The 19,228-nt window shown below is 32.2% G+C and carries 20 protein-coding genes; 13 read left to right on the forward strand and 7 right to left on the reverse strand.

The annotated features are described in order from the left end of the window. The first annotated feature begins 96 nt into the window (after positions 1-96). The 7 genes from ACUUYC_RS24510 (at position 97) to ACUUYC_RS24540 (ending at position 8,607) form a co-directional block, all read left to right on the forward strand. Positions 97-621, forward strand: a complete 525-nt coding sequence (locus ACUUYC_RS24510; protein ID WP_474270308.1) for an STM3941 family protein — start codon at positions 97-99, stop codon at positions 619-621. Positions 622-738: 117 nt separating this feature from the next. Continuing rightward, the gene (locus tag ACUUYC_RS24515; RefSeq protein ID WP_474270311.1) at positions 739-1,920 is read left to right on the forward strand and encodes an aspartate aminotransferase family protein; all 1,182 of its coding nucleotides are present in this window, start codon (positions 739-741) and stop codon (positions 1,918-1,920) included. 197 nt (positions 1,921-2,117) lie between these two features. Continuing rightward, positions 2,118-3,518 carry a tetratricopeptide repeat protein gene (locus tag ACUUYC_RS24520; RefSeq protein WP_474270313.1) on the forward strand — a complete coding sequence of 467 codons (1,401 nt, stop codon included), beginning with the start codon at positions 2,118-2,120 and terminating at the stop codon, positions 3,516-3,518. A 133-nt stretch (positions 3,519-3,651) separates the two neighbouring features. Beyond that, positions 3,652-4,593, forward strand: a complete 942-nt coding sequence (locus ACUUYC_RS24525; RefSeq protein ID WP_474270315.1) for a polyprenyl-phosphate transporter — start codon at positions 3,652-3,654, stop codon at positions 4,591-4,593. A 17-nt stretch (positions 4,594-4,610) separates the two neighbouring features. Next, on the forward strand, positions 4,611-5,627 hold the full coding sequence (locus ACUUYC_RS24530) for a DUF368 domain-containing protein (protein ID WP_474270316.1): 1,017 nt from the start codon (positions 4,611-4,613) through the stop codon (positions 5,625-5,627). Further along, positions 5,602-6,363 carry a shikimate dehydrogenase family protein gene (locus tag ACUUYC_RS24535; RefSeq protein ID WP_474270318.1) on the forward strand — a complete coding sequence of 254 codons (762 nt, stop codon included), beginning with the start codon at positions 5,602-5,604 and terminating at the stop codon, positions 6,361-6,363. The genes ACUUYC_RS24530 and ACUUYC_RS24535 overlap by 26 nt, the downstream gene beginning before the upstream one ends. Positions 6,364-6,486: 123 nt before the next feature. Continuing rightward, a complete protein-coding gene (locus ACUUYC_RS24540) occupies positions 6,487-8,607 on the forward strand; it encodes a DUF349 domain-containing protein (protein WP_474270579.1) in 2,121 nt (706 codons plus the stop codon). Positions 8,608-8,884: 277 nt separating this feature from the next. Here the strand turns inward: ACUUYC_RS24540 and mazG are convergent, their stop codons facing one another. After that, on the reverse strand, positions 8,885-9,658 hold the full coding sequence (mazG, locus tag ACUUYC_RS24545; RefSeq protein ID WP_474270321.1) for a nucleoside triphosphate pyrophosphohydrolase: 774 nt from the start codon (positions 9,656-9,658) through the stop codon (positions 8,885-8,887). Positions 9,659-9,771: 113 nt separating this feature from the next. Between mazG and ACUUYC_RS24550 the strand changes: the two genes are divergently transcribed. Both ACUUYC_RS24550 and ACUUYC_RS24555 read left to right on the forward strand, forming a co-directional pair. Continuing rightward, positions 9,772-10,215, forward strand: a complete 444-nt coding sequence (locus tag ACUUYC_RS24550; RefSeq protein WP_474270322.1) for a DUF1572 family protein — start codon at positions 9,772-9,774, stop codon at positions 10,213-10,215. Between the two features lie 144 nt (positions 10,216-10,359). After that, a complete protein-coding gene (locus ACUUYC_RS24555) occupies positions 10,360-10,845 on the forward strand; it encodes a hypothetical protein (protein ID WP_474270324.1) in 486 nt (161 codons plus the stop codon). An 86-nt stretch (positions 10,846-10,931) separates the two neighbouring features. Here ACUUYC_RS24555 and ACUUYC_RS24560 read toward each other — a convergent pair whose 3' ends face one another. The 3 genes from ACUUYC_RS24560 to ruvX form a co-directional block, all read right to left on the reverse strand. Further along, positions 10,932-11,345: a DUF5606 family protein gene (locus tag ACUUYC_RS24560; protein ID WP_474270326.1), complete on the reverse strand. Its 414-nt coding sequence runs from the start codon at positions 11,343-11,345 to the stop codon at positions 10,932-10,934. An 86-nt stretch (positions 11,346-11,431) separates the two neighbouring features. Further along, complete coding sequence (def, locus tag ACUUYC_RS24565) at positions 11,432-12,022, reverse strand: peptide deformylase (RefSeq protein ID WP_474270328.1); 591 nt, start codon at positions 12,020-12,022, stop codon at positions 11,432-11,434. 7 nt (positions 12,023-12,029) lie between these two features. Continuing rightward, a complete protein-coding gene (ruvX, locus tag ACUUYC_RS24570; RefSeq protein WP_474270329.1) occupies positions 12,030-12,437 on the reverse strand; it encodes a Holliday junction resolvase RuvX in 408 nt (135 codons plus the stop codon). A gap of 201 nt (positions 12,438-12,638) precedes the next feature. Here ruvX and ACUUYC_RS24575 point away from each other — a divergent pair, with 201 nt between their 5' ends. Then, on the forward strand, positions 12,639-13,808 hold the full coding sequence (locus tag ACUUYC_RS24575) for an acyltransferase family protein (RefSeq protein WP_474270331.1): 1,170 nt from the start codon (positions 12,639-12,641) through the stop codon (positions 13,806-13,808). A 51-nt stretch (positions 13,809-13,859) separates the two neighbouring features. Here the strand turns inward: ACUUYC_RS24575 and ACUUYC_RS24580 are convergent, their stop codons facing one another. Next, a complete protein-coding gene (locus tag ACUUYC_RS24580; RefSeq protein ID WP_474270333.1) occupies positions 13,860-14,039 on the reverse strand; it encodes a hypothetical protein in 180 nt (59 codons plus the stop codon). 387 nt (positions 14,040-14,426) lie between these two features. On the opposite strand from ACUUYC_RS24580, the gene ACUUYC_RS24585 reads away from it, so the two are divergent. After that, a complete protein-coding gene (locus ACUUYC_RS24585; protein ID WP_474270335.1) occupies positions 14,427-15,242 on the forward strand; it encodes a 2,3,4,5-tetrahydropyridine-2,6-dicarboxylate N-succinyltransferase in 816 nt (271 codons plus the stop codon). A 173-nt stretch (positions 15,243-15,415) separates the two neighbouring features. Here ACUUYC_RS24585 and ACUUYC_RS24590 read toward each other — a convergent pair whose 3' ends face one another. Further along, on the reverse strand, positions 15,416-16,174 hold the full coding sequence (locus ACUUYC_RS24590) for a lipopolysaccharide kinase InaA family protein (protein ID WP_474270337.1): 759 nt from the start codon (positions 16,172-16,174) through the stop codon (positions 15,416-15,418). A 291-nt stretch (positions 16,175-16,465) separates the two neighbouring features. Between ACUUYC_RS24590 and ACUUYC_RS24595 the strand changes: the two genes are divergently transcribed. Continuing rightward, the gene (locus ACUUYC_RS24595) at positions 16,466-17,530 is read left to right on the forward strand and encodes a glycosyltransferase family 9 protein (protein ID WP_474270338.1); all 1,065 of its coding nucleotides are present in this window, start codon (positions 16,466-16,468) and stop codon (positions 17,528-17,530) included. A gap of 1 nt (position 17,531) precedes the next feature. Then, positions 17,532-18,101 (forward strand): class I SAM-dependent methyltransferase, encoded by a 570-nt coding sequence (locus ACUUYC_RS24600; protein ID WP_474270340.1) that lies wholly within the window; start codon positions 17,532-17,534, stop codon positions 18,099-18,101. A gap of 253 nt (positions 18,102-18,354) precedes the next feature. Here the strand turns inward: ACUUYC_RS24600 and ACUUYC_RS24605 are convergent, their stop codons facing one another. After that, entirely contained in the window at positions 18,355-19,176 is an 822-nt protein-coding gene (locus ACUUYC_RS24605; RefSeq protein ID WP_474270342.1) for a glycosyltransferase family 2 protein, read from the reverse strand. Positions 19,177-19,228: the final 52 nt, after the last annotated feature.

The raw sequence follows: 19,228 nt of genomic DNA on the forward strand, positions 1-19,228 counted from the left end.
TACTTATCAATTTTTGAGTATTTACTTTTTTTAATCTAAGAACCAAACTGTAACATATTCCGATTCATTGAGTCTAAAACATAAAGCACTTGAAATATGAATGATGAAATTATAATTCCGCAAAGCAAGAAAAAAATAATACTTCTCTCCTTAGGAAGTCTAGTGTTTATAGCATTAGGTTTTTGCTTATGCTTTGAGATTATTCCTCACAGTGATCGTTTTAATGCTACATTTATTAATACAATAGGTATTGTTGCAATCTTATTTTTTGGATCAACTTTTGTTATTGGAATTTTAAGAATGATAAAACCTAAACCTGCACTTACTATCAACTCTAAAGGAATCATAGACAATTCCACAGCAACTAGTATTGGTTTTATTTCATGGAAAGACATTACTGGTTTTCAACAGGTCAAAGTAGCTTCTAATAATTTCTTAGTTGTTCATGTGAAAAACCCAACTACATATATTGACAAAAGTAAAAATATACTCACTAAGCAAAGTTTGAAGTATAACTATGGTCGTTTTCAATCTCCTATTGCTATTGGAGCAGCAATAATTTCTTTAAAGCTACAAGAAGTCGAAAAATTACTGATTGAAGCTGCTAATAAGTTTTCTTAATGTTTTTTGAATCATTGAATTATTCAACTGCAACCACAGAAATCCATCAAGTAAAACATAACATTCTCAACAATTAACTTCGTATCTTTGCCAACAGATTTTTGAAGGAGATTTTACATGAAAGAAGATTTTTTCACATACCAAGCACAAACAACACCGCATCCATTAGCAATGGAAGTTTCACATGCGGAAGGAAGCTATATTTACGACACCAATAACAAAGCCTATTTAGACTTTGTAGCAGGTGTTTCAGCATGTAGTTTAGGGCACAAACATCCAAGAGTTATCAATGCGATTAAAAATCAACTTGACAAATACTTGCATGTGATGGTGTATGGTGAATATGTTCAAAAAACTGCCGTAGAATTCACAAAGTTATTAGCTTCTCAATTGCCAAATCCGTTAGAAAAAACATACTTAACGAATTCAGGAACGGAAGCTATTGAAGGCGCTATGAAACTTGCCAAACGTTTTACAGGTCGTTCTGAGTTGATTGCAGCAACACATGCATATCATGGAAATACACAAGGTGCTATGAGCATCATGGGATTTGAAGAACGCAAACAAGCATTCAGACCTTTATTACCAGATGTGAATTTTATAGAATTTAATAACGAAGTTGATTTAGAAAAAATCACTACAAAAACGGCTGGTGTCGTTCTAGAAACAATTCAAGGTGGTGCAGGATTTATTGTTCCTAAGAATGATTATTTAAAAAAAGTAAAACAACGTTGTGAAGAAGTTGGTGCCTTATTCATACTAGATGAAATTCAACCAGGATTTGGGCGTACGGGAAAACTATTTGGATTTCAAAACTATGATGTTGTACCCGATATTGTAGTCATGGGAAAAGGAATGGGCGGCGGAATGCCAGTTGGTGCGTTTACAGCTTCTACCGAAATGATGGATTCATTACAAGATCAACCAAAACTTGGACACATTACAACCTTTGGTGGTCATCCAGTAATTGCTGCAGCAAGTTTAGCAACATTACAAGAAATCACAGAAAGTGATGTAATGGTGCAAACTTTAGAAAAAGAAAAATTATTTAGACAACTATTACAACACAAATACATTGAAGAAATTAGAGGAAAAGGATTAATGCTTTCGCTAATTGTGAAAAATTCAGACATAGCAAACCAAATTATTTTGGATTGTCAAGAAGAAGGACTCATTTTATTTTGGCTACTTTTTGAACCAAAAGCTGTTAGAATTACGCCACCTTTAACAATATCTGAAGGAGAAATAAAACAAGGTTGTGCCATAATTATGAAAGTTTTAAACAGTATTCAAGACTAAATAACACTCATATTCGTTATAAATACTGACCTCGCAACCCGCTGCAAAAAATAACCACCTAAAAACCAAACAGTTGTCAAATTGACAATTAAAATTATTGTTGATTATTTTGTTGAAAACAAAAATGATTTCATTTAAAAATAACAAAATGTTCAACTACATTTAATGTAATAGAAAACTAAAAACGCGTATTGCCTATGCTATTTAGCTCTAATGAAGATCAAAACTTTGCTTTGTCAAGATTTGAATCGATGTTAAAAACGAATAATGTTTTATTTTTTGATTCTGCTGAATTTGAAGATATCATTCATCATTATCTTGATTCTGGAAAAGTAGGTTTGGCAAAAAAAGCCATCAAAATAGGACTTGAACAACATCCGAGTTCCGTAAGTTTAAAACTCATGGAAATCGAACTGATGGTGTTTGAAAATAAACTAGATCAAGCCGAAAAATTGCTTGATGCATTATATATATTAGAAACATCAAACGCAGAAGTATACATTCAAAAAGCAAATATTCTTTCCAAAAGAGATCAACATTACAAAGCCATTGAATTACTAAAAATGTCGTTAGACTATAGTACTGATTTGGCAGACGTAAATTCGCTAATTGGAATGGAATATCTATTCATTGATGATTTTAAAGAAGCGAAAAAGCACTTTATGAAGTGTATTGAAATTGATATTGACGACTACTCTTCTTTATACAACACCATCTATTGTTTTGAGTTTCTAGAAGACATCGATGGCGCTATCAGTTACTTGAATAGTTATATAGACAAAAATCCATACTCAGAAGTAGCTTGGCATCAATTGGGGAAACAATATTTCATCAAAAAAATGTTTCCCGAAGCATTAGCGGCTTTTGATTTTGCAATTATAGCTGATGATCGTTTTATTGGTGCATATCTTGAAAAAGGAAAAGTACTAGAAAAGCTTGGCGAACACAAAGAAGCGATTCATAACTACAAAATAACGCTCGAATTAGACGATCCAACTTCGTTTGCATACTTGCGTATTGGTAAATGTTATGAAAAACTAGGCAAAAAAGATTTAGCCGTAAAATTCTTCTACAAAACGGTTCATGAAGATCCGTTATTAGATAAAGGTTGGACTGCCATCACAGATTATTATGTGAAAGAGGAAAACTATCAGAAAGCATTATACTACATCAACAAAGCCATCAATATTGATACAGAAAATGTTTCGTATTGGAAACGTAGTGCCGAAATTCACAGAGCATTACAACTCTATGAAGAAGCAGATATTGCGTATCAAAAAACGGTAGAACTTGGTAATTATGAACTAAGTACTTGGGTAGCTTGGGCAGATATTCTAAAGCTTTTGGGTGAATATAAAAATGCAACGCATGTACTTTTACAAGCGCTAGAATTCTTTCCTGATAATGCAAAAATAGAATACAGATTGGCAGGAATTTATTTCACACTTGGCGAGCAAAATAAAGGAACATTTCATCTAAAAAATGCATTGCGAAACAATTTCAAAAAACACCTAATGTTTCAACAACTTTTTCCAAGTGTATTTATGAGAGTTTCCGTGAAAAATATTATTTCACAATTTAAAAAATCGTCCACATAAAATTCCATACTTTTGCGTGTACATTCTTCCTAGGAACAAATAGTATTGATTTCTACGGTTTTGAATGAAATGAATTCACTTAGATGTTAAAAATCTAATTGAGTTCAATAAAAACTTATAATACAAGCAACACATGAATAGAAGTCTATTCGATTACGTATTAATCACATTAAAAGGACTCGCAATGGGCGCAGCGGATGTAGTTCCTGGCGTTTCTGGCGGAACAATTGCCTTTATCTCTGGAATTTACGAAGAACTCATTACATCCATCAACAATGTAAATTTAGGTTTACTAAAAACGTTGAGAAAAGATGGTTTCAAAGCCGCTTGGACACAACTCAATGGAAACTTTCTATTTGCATTACTCATAGGAATTGGAATCAGTATATTATCCTTAGCAAAAGTCATCAAATCATTATTAAATAATGAACCTGTATTACTATGGGCATTTTTCTTTGGTTTGGTTGTTGCAAGTATTTTATTCATTGGAAAACAAATAAAAAAGTGGAATTGGAAAACGATTCTTGGTTTTGTGCTTGGCGCGATTATAGCCTACTACATTACAACCTTACCAACTGGCGAACAAAGTGTAAGTTCTTCTTGGTTTATATTCATTGCTGGTGCATTAGCAATTTGTGCCATGATTCTCCCTGGAATTTCTGGTGCTTTTATCCTAGTACTTTTAGGCGCATACGAACCTGTTTTGGGCGCTATTAATAACAAAGATTTCAAAACGATTGCCATATTTGCCGTTGGAGCTATTGTTGGATTATTATCATTTTCTAAAATATTAAAATGGTTATTTAGCAATTATAATAACTTAACGTTAGCTGTTTTATCAGGTTTTATTTTAGGTTCACTCAATAAAATTTGGCCATGGAAAATTATCACGGGAACACGTGTAGATTCGCATGGAGAAACGGTAAACGTGTATGGAAAAAGCATACTTCCAACTACATTTGAAACGACAAACAGTTTAGATCCACAACTTCTTTTTGCAATTGTGTTGATGGTTGTCGGATTTCTGACTATTTTTATGATGGAGAAATTCGCCAATAAAAAACAGTCTAATTAAATGATCCGTTAAAACACATGCAAAGCACTCGAACGCTCAAAGATAAAATCTTCCTTGTTATCAAAGGTTTAGCAATGGGCGCAGCAAACAAAGTGCCTGGTGTTTCTGGCGGAATTGTAGCATTTGTAGCAGGTTTTTACGAAGAATTCATCTATTCATTACAACGCATCAACGGAAAAGCGTTCAAGCTTTTATTCAACGGACGTTTTAAGAGTTTCTATCAATACATCAATGGAAAATTTTTAGGGTTATTAATCCTAGGAATGTTAGTAAGCTATTTTAGTGTCTCCAAAATTCTCGATTACTTTATTCAGCATTACGAACTCTATGTTTGGTCTGCTTTTTTTGGGATGATTCTTGGTTCGATATATTACATTGGGAAAGATTTTAATCACTGGAATCGAAAAACTATTTTGAGTCTATTGATTGGAATTACTGTCGGAATTGCCATTAGCTTAATGAATCCTGCTAAAGAAAACGATCACTTAGGATTTGTTTTTATTTGCGGAATTATTAGTGTATCGGGCATGACATTACCTGGACTTTCAGGTTCGTTCATCTTGATACTTCTCGGAAATTACGTATTACTTTTAGTTGATTCTGTAAATGCGCTATATGATACATTTGCAGATATGCTTCGCGGCGATTTTGCATTTGCCAGCAATCCTGAACGCGTTCGTGATTTAAAAATTCTTGGTGTATTCACTGCTGGTTCAACAGTCGGGTTGGTGACACTTTCACACGTATTAAACTACGTTTTAAAACATTACAAAAATATTACTACAGCTATCATTATCGGATTTATTTCGGGTTCACTTGGCGTCGTTTGGCCCTGGAAAGAAACCATTTACAAAACAGATGCAGCTGGTATATTTTTACTCGATTCAAACAATAAACAAATCATTCAGAATTACAAACGTATGATTCCAGATTTTGCAAGTAGTGAAACTTGGATTGCTATATTTTATATTCTGATTGGAATTTCAATAGTATTAGGACTAGATTGGTATGGAAAACGAACAAGAAAAATATAATGCTCTTTTCGGATTGCTCGGAAAACATATTGCGTATTCGTTTTCTAGAGGTTATTTTAAAGACAAATTCAAAGCTTTAAAGCTCACGGATCATTATTATACAAATTTTGATATTCCGACGATTAAAGATTTCCCGAAAATCATCAAACAATATCCGAATTTAAAAGGAATGAACGTAACCATTCCATACAAAGAAGATGTGATTCCTTTCCTTGATGATTTACACAAAAAAGCAAAAAAAATTGGCGCTGTAAATACGATTAAAATCAAAAAAGATGGAAGCTTAAAAGGATACAATACAGATTGTTATGGGTTTAAAAAATCGATTAAACCTTATTTAAAAAAGAATCACACAAAGGCATTAATTCTTGGAACTGGCGGCGCATCTAAAGCAATTGCATTTGTATTTGAAGAATTGAATATTGAGTATAAATTCGTTTCAAGAAAGCCCAAAAATGAACAATCAATTTCTTATCAAGATTTAAGCGAAAAAATAATGAAATCGCATCCAATAATAGTTAATTCTACACCATTAGGTACTTTTCCTAAAATTGAAGAATGTCCTGATATTCCATATAAATATGTTTCTAAAGACTTTTTATTGTTCGATTTAATTTACAATCCATCCGAAACTACCTTTTTAAAGCTCGGACGTTTGCAAGGTGCACAAATTGCAAATGGTTATAAAATGTTGGAATTTCAAGCTGAAAAAGCTTGGAAAATATGGAATTCTTAGCAAAACCATTCATTTTTAGAGAATTTATTGAAGTTTCTCATCTGTAAAACTTTGTCGTTTTGTTTGTTGTTAGTATATTCGGACTTTAAAGCTTGAAAAAGAACGAACCCAAACATTTTTATGATGTTAGAAGAAAAAGATGATAACCTGCAAAACGCAGAAGGAAATTTAGAATCACAACCAACTCCAGAAAACACAGAAGAAACTACTGTCACGCCTGATACTGAGGCTAAAGTTGAAAATGAAGTAGAAAACAATGTTGAAGATACAACCGTAGTTGAAGCAGAAACGGAAGTTGAAACTGAGAAAGAAGTTGAAGCGAAAACCGAAACTGAAGTTACAGAAGAAGTTGAGACGGAGACTGAAAAAGAAGTTGAAATCGAAGCTGAAGCTAAAACGGAAGTTGTAGCGGAAACTGAGACAGAAGAAGTTGTGGAAGAAGCAGAGCAAACGATGGAAGCACATCAGGAAGCTGTCAATGAAGTGCATGAAAATGTAGCAGAAGACGCAGAAGATGAAAGTGCCAATGTTCGCCATGAAATTCCTGTGTTAGATTATCATTCAATGACAATGGAAGACCTAGTTATTGAGTTAGAAAAATTGGTTCAGAATGAAAAAGTTCAAGCGATAAAAGAACATGTTGAAGGAATTAAAACAGAATTCAATCTAAAGTTCAACGAAGTTTTAGAACAACGTAAAGAAGAATTTTTAGCAGAAGGTGGAAATATTATTGACTTCCATTTTTCGCTTCCAATCAAAGGAAAATATAATGTAGCGTATAATGCATATCGTACAAAACGCTCAGACTACTATAAGAGTTTAGAGAAAGATTTGAACGCAAATTTAGAAAAGCGTTTGTCTTTAATTGAAGAACTCAAAGGCTTGTTGAATGTTGAAGAAAACATCAACACAACGTACAAGCATTTTAAGCAAATTCAGGAAGAATGGCGTACTGCTGGTTCTATTCCGAAAACGCAATACAATAATGTTTGGCGCACGTATCATCATCATGTAGAACGTTTTTACGACTTTTTACATTTAAATAGAGATTTACGTGATTTAGATTTTAAACACAATTATGCTGAAAAGCAAAAAATTGTAGCACGTGCAGAAGAGTTAGCTCAAGAAGATGATGTAATTCATTCGTTTAGAGAATTGCAAAACCTACACCGAATTTGGAAAGAAGATATTGGTCCTGTTGCTAAAGAATTGCGTGAAGAAATCTGGAATAAGTTTAGTGCAGCTACAAAAGTTATTCACGATAGACGTCAAGAATATTTCAAAAATATAGATAAAATTTACGAACAAAATTTGGTCGTAAAAGAAGAGATTATTGAAAAAATAAAAGAAATTTCTGGTGGAACATATAGTGTTCATAACCAATGGCAAAACAAAATTAAAGAGATTGAAAAATTGCGTGAAGTATTTTTCAATGCTGGAAAAGTGCCATTAAAAGTGAATGAAGCTACTTGGGCAAAATTCAAGCAAGCTGTACGTGAGTTTAATGCAAATAAAAATGCATTTTACAAATCCCTAAAGAAAGAACAACAAGAAAATTTAGCAAAAAAGTTAGCGTTAATTGAATTGGCTGAGTCATTAAAAGATAGTGACGATTGGACAGCAACAACGCCGCAAATGAAGAAAGTACAAGCTGATTGGAAAAAAATTGGTCATGTACCAAAGAAAATTTCTGATAAGGTTTGGAAACAATTCAAAAATGCTTGTAATCATTATTTTGACAAATTACACGCGCAGAAAAACAAAGCGAACGAAGGTGAATTAGAAGCTTTAGAGAAAAAGCAAACTTTCTTAACAGCTATGGAAGCGTTTGAATTGTCAGACGATACAAAGCAAGATATTGAAACGATAAAGGAAAAAATTGCTGAATGGAAAACAATTGGTAGAGTTCCATACAACAAGAAAAATATTGATAACAAATTCAACAAAGTCATTGACGGATTATTCAAGAAATTGAATATTGACAAGCAAGAATCTGAGTTGATAAAGTATAGCAATCGTTTAGAAAATTTAGACGCGCATAAAATCAATTCAGAACGAATTTTTATTCGCAGAAAAATTGATGATATTTCTGGAGAGATTCGTCAGTTGGAAAACAACTTACAATTCTTCTCAAATTCATCATCAAACAGTCCAATGTTGAAAAAAGTGCATCAAGATATTGAAAAGCACAAAAGAGCATTAGGTACTTGGAAAGCAAAATTAGATCAATTGAGATCGTTGTAATTATAGAATAGTATTGAGATTTTAGTATTGAGAAATTTTAAATGTCAATTATAAATATACGAAAGCTGTTTAGGAAACTAAATGGCTTTTTTATTTTACTAGAATTAAAATAGACTTAGCAGGAATGACAAGATCTTTGTCAAACAAAATTTAATTCAACATCTCACAAATATCAAAGTGTTTTTTACATTTATAAAGTACTTCTCGATACAATTCGCTTTAGCGAATCACTCGAAGTGACGATTTCAAAACTAGAAACAAACACCTAACACCTAATTTACAGCTTCTTCGCTTCTTCCCAAAAAACGTCCATTTCGGCAAGTGTCATATCAACAAGTTGTTTATTTTGTAAAGCAACTTTTTGTTCTAAGTATTGAAAACGTTTGATAAACTTCTTATTGGTACGTTCTAAAGCATTCTCAGGATCTATTTTAAGGAAACGTGCATAATTGATCATAGAGAATAATACATCGCCAAATTCAGCTTCCATTGCTTCTTTATCATCTTTGGCTACTTCTTCTTGAAACTCTTCTAATTCTTCTTGTAACTTCTCCCAAACTTGTTGTGGTTCTTCCCAATCAAAACCAACACCAGCTACTTTATCTTGAATACGATTGGCTTTTACCAACGCAGGCAAACTCTTTGGAACACCTTCTAACACAGATTTCTTTCCTTCTTTTAATTTCAGATTCTCCCAATTTCGTTTTACATCTTCTTCATCTTTCACCTCAACATCACCATAAATATGCGGATGACGATTGATGAGTTTTTCACAAATTCCATTTGCTACATCTGCCATATCAAAATCCTTCGTTTCACTACCAATTTTGGAATAAAATACAATGTGAAGTAGCAAATCACCTAATTCGTTTTTAACTTCATTTAAATCATTCTCTAAAATTGCATCACCTAATTCATAGGTTTCTTCAATGGTTAAATGACGTAAACTTTGCAATGTTTGCTTTCTGTCCCACGGACATTGCTCGCGCAACTCGTCCATTATGGTTAGTAAACGATCAAAGGCTTCTAATTGTGCTTTTCTGGAGTTCATACGATGTTTTATCTAAGATTTACAAAGCTACTAATTTTAGCCACAATCTTCCCTATTTTTCATTGCGGAACGAAAACAATATTTGTATTTTTATTGTATCAAAAAACTACTTTATGAAAGCTTCTATCACAAAATTATTTATAAGAGAAATTGACCGATTGACTTCTGAGGTTGAACAATATAAAGATGAATCTTCGCTATGGAAAATCGCAGAGAACATTTCGAATTGCAGCGGAAATTTGTGTTTACACTTAATTGGAAACCTGAATCATTTTATTGGAAAACATATGGGAAACACCAATTATGTTCGTCAACGAGAAGCAGAATTTGCAACAAAAGATGTTCCAAAAGCAACTTTACTCGCAGAAGTTGCTAGTGTAAAAGAAATTGTGATTACTGCTTTACAAAACTTTCCCGAAGAAAAGTTACAAGAAAAATATCCGATTGAAAAAAACGGAGAAATTCCTTCTTATGAATTAATGCTACTGCACTTATTATGGCATTTGAGTTATCATACTGGACAAATTAATTATCATAGAAGATTACTAGATAGTTAGACTTCTTGAATTCTTAAAATATATCTAATTGATCGTTGCCGAAATATGGCACGCTTTATGCCTAACTCTAAAAGAAATAGATAACAACGGAATTTTTATAATACTATACTATTCCGTATTTTTGAAACTTAAACATAAATAACAATGAAAAAATTTTTGATCGCACTTTGCATTCTGTTCGTAGGGTTTACAGTGCAAGCGCAAGAAACAGACGAAGAGAAGCAAGCGAGAACTATGGAGTTGATGTCCAAAAAAGTGGAAATGGATGTTGACACTGAACTTTTCCTAGGTGTTACAGCAAATACATATGTATCTGAAAGTCCAAAAGCAGTAATTATGGCAATGATGGTTGCTGAAACATATGCTAATTCAAAAAAGAAAATGAATGAGGATAATTCAGACAAGTTTAAAGTAACCGAAAAAGGTGAAAAGAAAATAAATGGTGTGAATGTTCTTTATATGAAAGGAACTAGCGAAGCTGAAGGAACAACTTTAAACAATACTATTTACTGTGTTGAATTAGATGCTACAACATGTATTATGTTTATTGGAATGGTTGAAGATGGCGCTGATGAAAAGTATGTAAGTGCAATTGAAAAAGCAGCAAACTCAATAATTAAGAAAAAATAAGTTTTATACTTCTTTTATTGTATAGAAAACAAAAAATCCAGCAATTTGCTGGATTTTTTTATGACTAAACTTGTTGTTTTTATATACTATTCTTCTTCGTTAGAAGCTTCGGCTGTAAAATCAGTCATTCCTTTAGAATGCAATAAATTATACCATTGAATTACCTTTTTAATATCACTTGGATATACTCTATCTTGATCGTATTCAGGTAATACTTCTTCGAAGTAATCTACTAATACGGCTTTTGATTCTTTATGATTTATCTTAGTAGCAGCACCATTCTCTTTTGCTTTTACTTTTTCTAACACTTCCGCTAAAGGAACCTCTTCTGTGTTTGTGTAAATTGCAATTTCAGACAATAAACTTACATTGTGACGTAAGCTAACAGAGATTTTCTTTCCGTCAGATAATGATTCTGCAACAAAACCGTTACGGGTTTGCGTTTTTAATTCATAAAGTCCTGGTTTCCCAGAGATAGCTAATATTTTTTCTAAACTCATACTGTATTTTTTCTAACTTTAGGATGACAAATATACAGATTGTACGTATTGCATCACTTATTTTAACGTTATTTTAGTTTATTGAATTATCGTATTTTTTTGGCATCAGGAAAACGCATTTTGTAATCTACCTTGATACGTCCGCGTGAAATGTTTGCCAATCTTCCTTTTAATAAACGGCGTTTTAGCGCAGATAGTTTATCTGTAAATAAAATTCCTTCAATATGATCGTACTCATGTTGAATAACTCTTGCAGCTAAACCGTCATATTCTTCTACATGTTTTTCAAAATTTTCATCCATGTATTCAATTTTAATGCTTTCCGGACGAAACACATCTTCACGAATATCTGGAATACTCAAACAACCTTCATTAAAAACCCATGGTTCACCATCGCGCTCAACAATTTTTGCGTTGATAAACACTTTTTTCATGTTTGCAAGTTGTTTTCTTTGCTCTTCATCAAGTTCTTCATCTTCAGCAAATCCAGTAGCATCAACCATAAACAAACGAATTGGCAATCCTATTTGTGGAGCTGCCAAACCAACACCATACGCATTGTACATTGTTTCAAACATGTTTTCAAGTAACGTATCTAAGTTTGGATATTCTGGTGTAATATCTGTAGCTACTTTTCGTAAAACTGGATCGCCAAAAGCGACAATTGGTAATATCATATTCGTATTATTTGTATAGATAAGATTGCAATATAATTGTTGCACTTATTTCATCTATTAAACTTTTATTTTGACGTTGTTTTTTCTTTAATCCACTATCAATCATGGTTTGAAACGCCATTTTTGAGGTAAAACGTTCGTCTACACGTTTTATTGGAATTGTTGGAATTGCTTTAGTTAATAACCGGATAAATTCTATAATCAGCACTTCACTTTCGGAAGCTTCATAATTCATTTGTTTCGGTTCTCCTACCAAGAACAATTCTACATTTTCTTTAGCTACATACTCTTTCAAAAACGGCATTAAATCGTGAGTACGAACTGTTGTTAAACCAGAGGCAATGAGTTGCATCTCATCAGTAACGGCAATACCAGTTCGTTTCTTTCCATAATCAATTGCTAGAATGCGAGCCATACAAAATTTTGGCAAAAATAAGGTTTATATTTTAATGTGTATAAAAATTGAGATAATATTACTGTAATGATGGGAATTTAGATCATTAGACCTTTTAGATTTTTGAACTTATAAACTCTAATAAATTAATTTCATCAAAACATTATTCATTCTAAAGAAAAAATAAGAACTTGGCGATAACTTACATTTAGTCGCAACTTCTTGAAAAAAACCGAACGCATACATTCCTTAGATTCTTTACGCGCCATTATGATGATGCTTGGCTTAGTATTGCATTCAGCATTAACGTATAACGTAACAAATCATGGTGATGCTTGGAATTTAAAAGATCCTGAATCTACACATATTACTACTGATTTTTTAGTGCTTTTAATTCATTCCTTCCGAATGCCTATTTTCTTTTTAATTGCAGGTTTTTTTGGCGCGATGTTATTTTACGAACGGAAACCATTGCAAATGGTAAAAAATAGAGTCTCAAGAATTGTATTTCCTTTTATTGTATTCCTGTTTATTCTTGGTCCTATTCTTTCATTTTCCTTTGGATATGCAAGTACTACATTAAATAATTTACCAAATGCTTTTACGGATGCAATACAACCATTTTCTGAAGGTTACTTTTATATTCCAAAAAGCACTTCACATTTATGGTTTTTATACTATTTAATTTATGCCACAGGTTTTTCGGTATTGACCGCTTTGTTATTAAAAAAAGCACCTAAACTAACATTGAGAATAAAAGAAACATTTCGTTGGATTTTCCAAAGAACACTGATTCGAGTTTTATTCTTTGCAGGAATTACGTTTGTTATTCTTTCAATTTTAAAAACGCCAATGGTTGCCTCTTCAACATCTTTAATTCCTGATACAAATACCTTTGTCTATTTTGTATTCTTTTATATATCAGGTTGGATATTATATACATCGAAACAACATTTACAAAAACTGATGCATTATGACTGGTTTTGCACCATTTTAGGATTTATATTAGTGATTATACAAGGTATTATTATTCAATATGTAAATTTTGATTTAGCACCAACTAGTAACTCTTCTTTATTAATTGCATTCAGTTCTTTAATCGTTTGGCTGCTTATTTTTGGAATTACAGGACTTTTTATTCGTTATGGAAGTCGTCATTCTAAACGCATGCGTTACATTTCGGATGCCTCTTACTGGGTGTATTTAATTCATTTACCATTAACAGCTATACTTCCAACCGTTGTTTGGAAATTACCAATTGGAGCAATTCCAAAATTTCTGTTGGTTGTTTCAGGAACTACAATTATTTGCTTTGTCACCTATCATTATGCAGTTAGAAATACATTTATTGGTAAATTTTTGAACGGAAGAAAATATCCTAGACATAGATAGTTCATAAAAAAAGTGAACGCAGAAACGTTCACTTTTTTTGATGTAATAATTTTAAAGTTTTTCTTTTATAAGATCGCATACAGCACCTTGCGTACATGTAAGAGATGGACATGAAATAATAGTCCAACATAATCCACTAGGAAAAATAGTTCCTCCTTTTATTTCGTTTTTACTTAAATTAGAAATAGATTTTTTGTTTAAGTTTAAATTTTTAAGATTTCTTTTTTTCATGATATATAGTTTTAGTGTTAAACGCTGATCAATATTAGATAAAGCACTGATAACATACAACTTAAGATTCACCGCATTTATAAATCTAACGATCGTTCTTGTATATCGCAGAAACACCACAACTAACTAAAAAACAATCAACTAACATTATTCTCAATAACTTATAATCGTTAGATATTTGAAAAAATATAGTTTTCTGTTTAATTTAAATAATTCTGTTAGATGTGTAAATTTTCATGAATAATTCATTAGAAGATTTTATATTTGTACTCCTAATTTTACTTAGCATTTGTGTGAAGGATAGCAACGACATCCTCCCGATTTGCTCGGGAGATATAGTGAATAGCCTGACCGACATTGGAGGGCACACCAAAAAATATATAAAACATGATTGCAATAAAAGAAACGATTGAGAATGCTTGGGAAAACCGAGAATTGTTAAAGGACTCAGCTACACAAGCTGTCATTCGAAAAGTAATTGACTTACTTGATGTTGGTGAATTGCGCGTTGCTGAACCAACTACTGACGGTTGGCAAGTAAATGAATGGGTAAAGAAAGCAGTAGTTTTATATTTTCCAATTCAGAAAATGGAAACATTAGAAGCTGGTATTTTTGAATTTCATGACAAAATTCCATTGAAGCGCGGTTATAAGGAAAAAGGAATTCGTGTTGTTCCACATGCAATTGCACGTCATGGAGCATACATTTCAAAAGGTGTAATTATGATGCCAAGTTATATAAATATTGGCGCACATGTTGAAGAAGGAACTATGGTAGATACGTGGGCAACTGTTGGAAGTTGTGCGCAAATTGGTAAAAATGTACATTTATCTGGTGGTGTTGGAATTGGCGGTGTTTTAGAGCCACTACAAGCTGCTCCTGTGATTATTGAAGATAATGCTTTTATAGGATCAAGATGTATTGTAGTAGAAGGTGTTAGAGTAGAAACGGAAGCTGTTTTGGGTGCAAATGTTGTATTAACTGCTTCTACGAAGATTATAGATATTACTGGTGATGAACCAATTGAAATGAAAGGAAGAGTTCCTGCACGATCAGTTGTGATTCCTGGAAGTTACACGAAAAAATTCCCAGCTGGTGAATATCAAGTTCCATGTGCTTTGATTATTGGAAAACGTAAAGAAAGTACCAATAAGAAAACATCGTTAAATGATGCTTTACGCGAACATGATGTAGCAGTTTAGACCTGTTAAAGAGAATTGAAATAGATTCCTGCCTTCGTAGGAATGACAATAAGCGAACTGAAATTTTAGTTCGCTTTTTTATTTTAAAGTAGTTCTCGATACAGTTTTCTTTGAAAATCACTCGAACAGACAAATTGAGGTTTTAAGAACCAAGCGAAGCGATCCAAAAAAAACTATTTTTTATTCAGATACTTTTTCTTCAAATATTTTTTACGATTAATTTTTCGCTTAAAAGCTGTACTGTGTTTGAGCAATACATCTTGGACTTCGTGGAGTTCTTTGTTTGCTAATTCTGCATATCGTTTACTAATGATATGAATCATTTGTTTGGACAACCATAAACGTTTTAGGTTTTCCATACGTTGTTCTAAATTCATCGGCTCAAAGCGCATTCGATTTAAATCAATCAAATAAAAATCATATTGATGATCACGCTTTACAACCAAGGTATTTCCAGGAGAATGATCTAAAAAGTTAACATTGTTTTCATGCAATTGAAAGCAAAATTCTGCAAACTGTTCTAAAATGATTCTTCGATCTTCAAATAATGGATCGTGAATTAGCGCACGGAAATCAAAGTCGTATTCAATATGCTTACTGATGTAATAACTTTCTCTTAATCCGAGTGCTGAATGATTTTCAATATATGCAATTGGAGCAGGCGTTCTGATAGCATTTACCGCCAAACGTTCTGCATATTCATACGAACGTTTTGCCTTTGAAGGTCTTATAAATTTATATATAAATCCATTAAACGATTTTGGTACGCGAAACGATTTTACATTGACCTTCTCGTTGCCTAAATCAAACGATTTAATCACGTTTCGTTCTCCTTTCGTTACATATTCACCATTCGTATCAAAAGCATTGATAAAAGCGAGTAACGCATCTCTTTTAGCTTCATAATTAGGGTGAATGTGTACAATTTGCATAATTGGCTATTATTTTTCAAAGATATGTGAAATGAGTAGAAATAAAATAATTTTTTAGTTTTTAGACTTAAAATTAATTTTTAATACGAAAGCAAAGCGATTAATCTAAGTAGCATATTTTTATTTTATTTGTCTTGAGACGAAATAAAAATATCAAATAGATAAAATGAGTATAAATAAAATATTTTTTTGATTTTAGCTCCTAAAAAATCAAATAGATGAAGTGAAATTTTAATAAACCCCGAAAAAATAATACTTTGCACTTATAGCTCAGATTCATACGAACACTACATGAAAAAAATATTAATTATACAGAATAAACGAATTGGAGATGTCTTGATTAGTTCTGTAATTGCTAATAATATTAAGAAATTATATCCAGAAAGTCGCGTTGATTTTATGGCGTATGACTTTACTACAGGCGTTATTGAGCACAATCCGAATATTGATACGATTATTCCAATTAATGAAAAGGAATTGAAAAAAATTCCAAATCTGATCAAAATGATTCGAAAAGTTCGAAAGGAAAAGTATGATATTATTTTTGATCCATATTCAAAATTACAAAGTCGTTTGATCTGTTATTTTTCAAAAGCAGAATATCGTATTGGAAATAAACGAAAACATAAAAAATTACCACTTGCCTTCTACTCGCATCCAATTAATTTATTAGATGAAAAAACGCAGATTTGTGGAAAAGCAATTGAAGATAGAATTAATTTAATCACATCTGTTTTCCCGTTGAAGAATCCTGATTACGAGCCAAAAATTACGTTACAAAAAAGTGAAAAAGTATATCCTAAACTCAACAAATATGAACATCCAGTTTTGATGTTGGGGATTTTAGGAAGTACGCCTCAGAAATCGATGCCGTATGAATATATTGCACAGATTGTTGATTATATAACTACAAATTATAACGTTCATATTTTATTTAATTATGCTCCAAATCAAAAAGCAGAAGCTGATAAAATTTATGAAATGTGTTCTAATAAAGAAAGTATCATTTTAGATATTTATGAAGATAGCATTCGTGGTTTTGTACGACTGATGCATGCATGTGATGTGATGGTTGCTAATGAAGGTGGAATTGTACATATTGCAAAAGCACTCAATAAACCAACATTTACCATATTTTCACCGTATGTAAATAAAGACCATTGGGCGAGTTTTGAAGATGGAAAGCAACACGAGTCTATACATTTACTAGAGGAAAAACCCGATTTATTTGAAACGTTTACATTTGAAGAACGCAAAAAAATTGAGGAAAACCCACACGATTTATATAAAAAATTAACGCCAGAAATGATCATTCCAAAGTTGGAACAATTTTTAGCTTTACACATAAAAAAATAGCATGAATATTATAGATAAATTTCATAACTGGCGCAGAAAGCAACGTTGGAATAAACAATATAAAAAGGGTCGTTGGGATAACTTACGTAAGCCTATTGAAGCTGATCGATATAAAACAATCATCAGTCATATTACAACGCATGCAAAAAAGAATCCTAGTATTTTAGATTTAGGATCCGGAGAAGGTGTGTTAAACGAATATATGAGTGCTGACTTGTTTAGTCATTTCTTAGGAATGGATTTTTCCGATGTCTCGATTCAAAAAGCAAAAGCAAAAAAGTTTCCAAAAGCTGAATTTGTAACTGCTGATATTCATACGTATACACCAAAACAGAAATTTGATGTCATTATTTTTAATGAAGCATTTTATTATGTACACAATTCTGAAAAACAACATGTGTTAGATCGAATGTTGAATCATTTGAATACTGATGGAATTTTAATTGTCTCTATTTACCGTGAAGGTATTGGTTGCTGGGAATATTTTGAAAAACTACAACAACTCGGTTTTACGATTGTAAAAACTGACGAAGAAAAAACCTATTGGAAAATTGGAGCGTATAAAAAATAGATGTTAGATGTTAGACCGCTTCGCTACTAGAATTAAGATGGTTTTGAGGTAAACTAGAAACGTGAAAGCTATTTCTTTGTCATTCCAAACTTGATTTAGAATCTCACAAAGATTGAATGAGAAGTTGAATAAAGTTCAACTTATTGTTTAGTTTGACGTTAGAAATTATAATTTTGAAGTTTCTAAAAATTGTCTATGTTCTATATTCTTGGTTCTTTTATCTAATTGATATCTCAATTCTAACTACTCAATACTACTTTTTAACTATTCCAAAATCCGTCCACTTTTTGTTTTCGTCTTTGGTTGTTTTTCTGATAGCTAAGTTTTTATTGATAGATTCCTGATTTTTGTAACCTCTTGGATGATCTAAATGTACACAAACCGCACTGTATCTTATTTGTTTACTCTTTAATCCAAAATTAAATAAGCGCTCACCCAATTCACGGTCTTGTCCACCATATTGCATGCGTTCGTCAAATCCGTTGATGGCAATAATATCTTTTTTCCAGCCAGAAGAGCTGTGTCCGTTCCAACTTGCATTTGTTGGCGTAACTGCGTTTAAGAAGCGTGATTTCAAACCTGCAGAAGTCAGTTTATTGTTCTTAAACGAAGCTTTTAAACCGTGTTTCTTCAACCATGCAACATCAAAACAATTGCCTTCGTATATATCTTCTTTCGTAATGAGTTCCGAAATATTCATTGGCAACATAAAGTATCCTCCCGAAAGGAAAAAACCTTCTTCACGTTGTTTTACATGATGTTCAACAAAATCAGCACGCGGAATACAATCTCCATCAGACATAATAATATATGGAGAACTACATTTTACAATGGCCTTATTTAAGATCTGTGACTTCTGAAAGCCATTATCCTCATGCCAAACATGCACAATTGGATAAAAGACTTCTTTACTGATTTCTTCAATTAAATCAATGGTTTCTTGCTTAGAACCATCATCAGCAATTACAATTTCAAACAAACGATATGTTTGGTTGTTATACCCGTGTAATACTTTCGCCAACCATTCAGGAGAGTTGTACGTACTTATAATTATGGAAGTGTCTATTGTTGTCATACAGACTGCAAAGATAAAGTTTTTTAGTAAGTTTCTTCTGCAAGAGCTATAT

Source organism: Kordia sp. E (assembly GCF_056033805.1).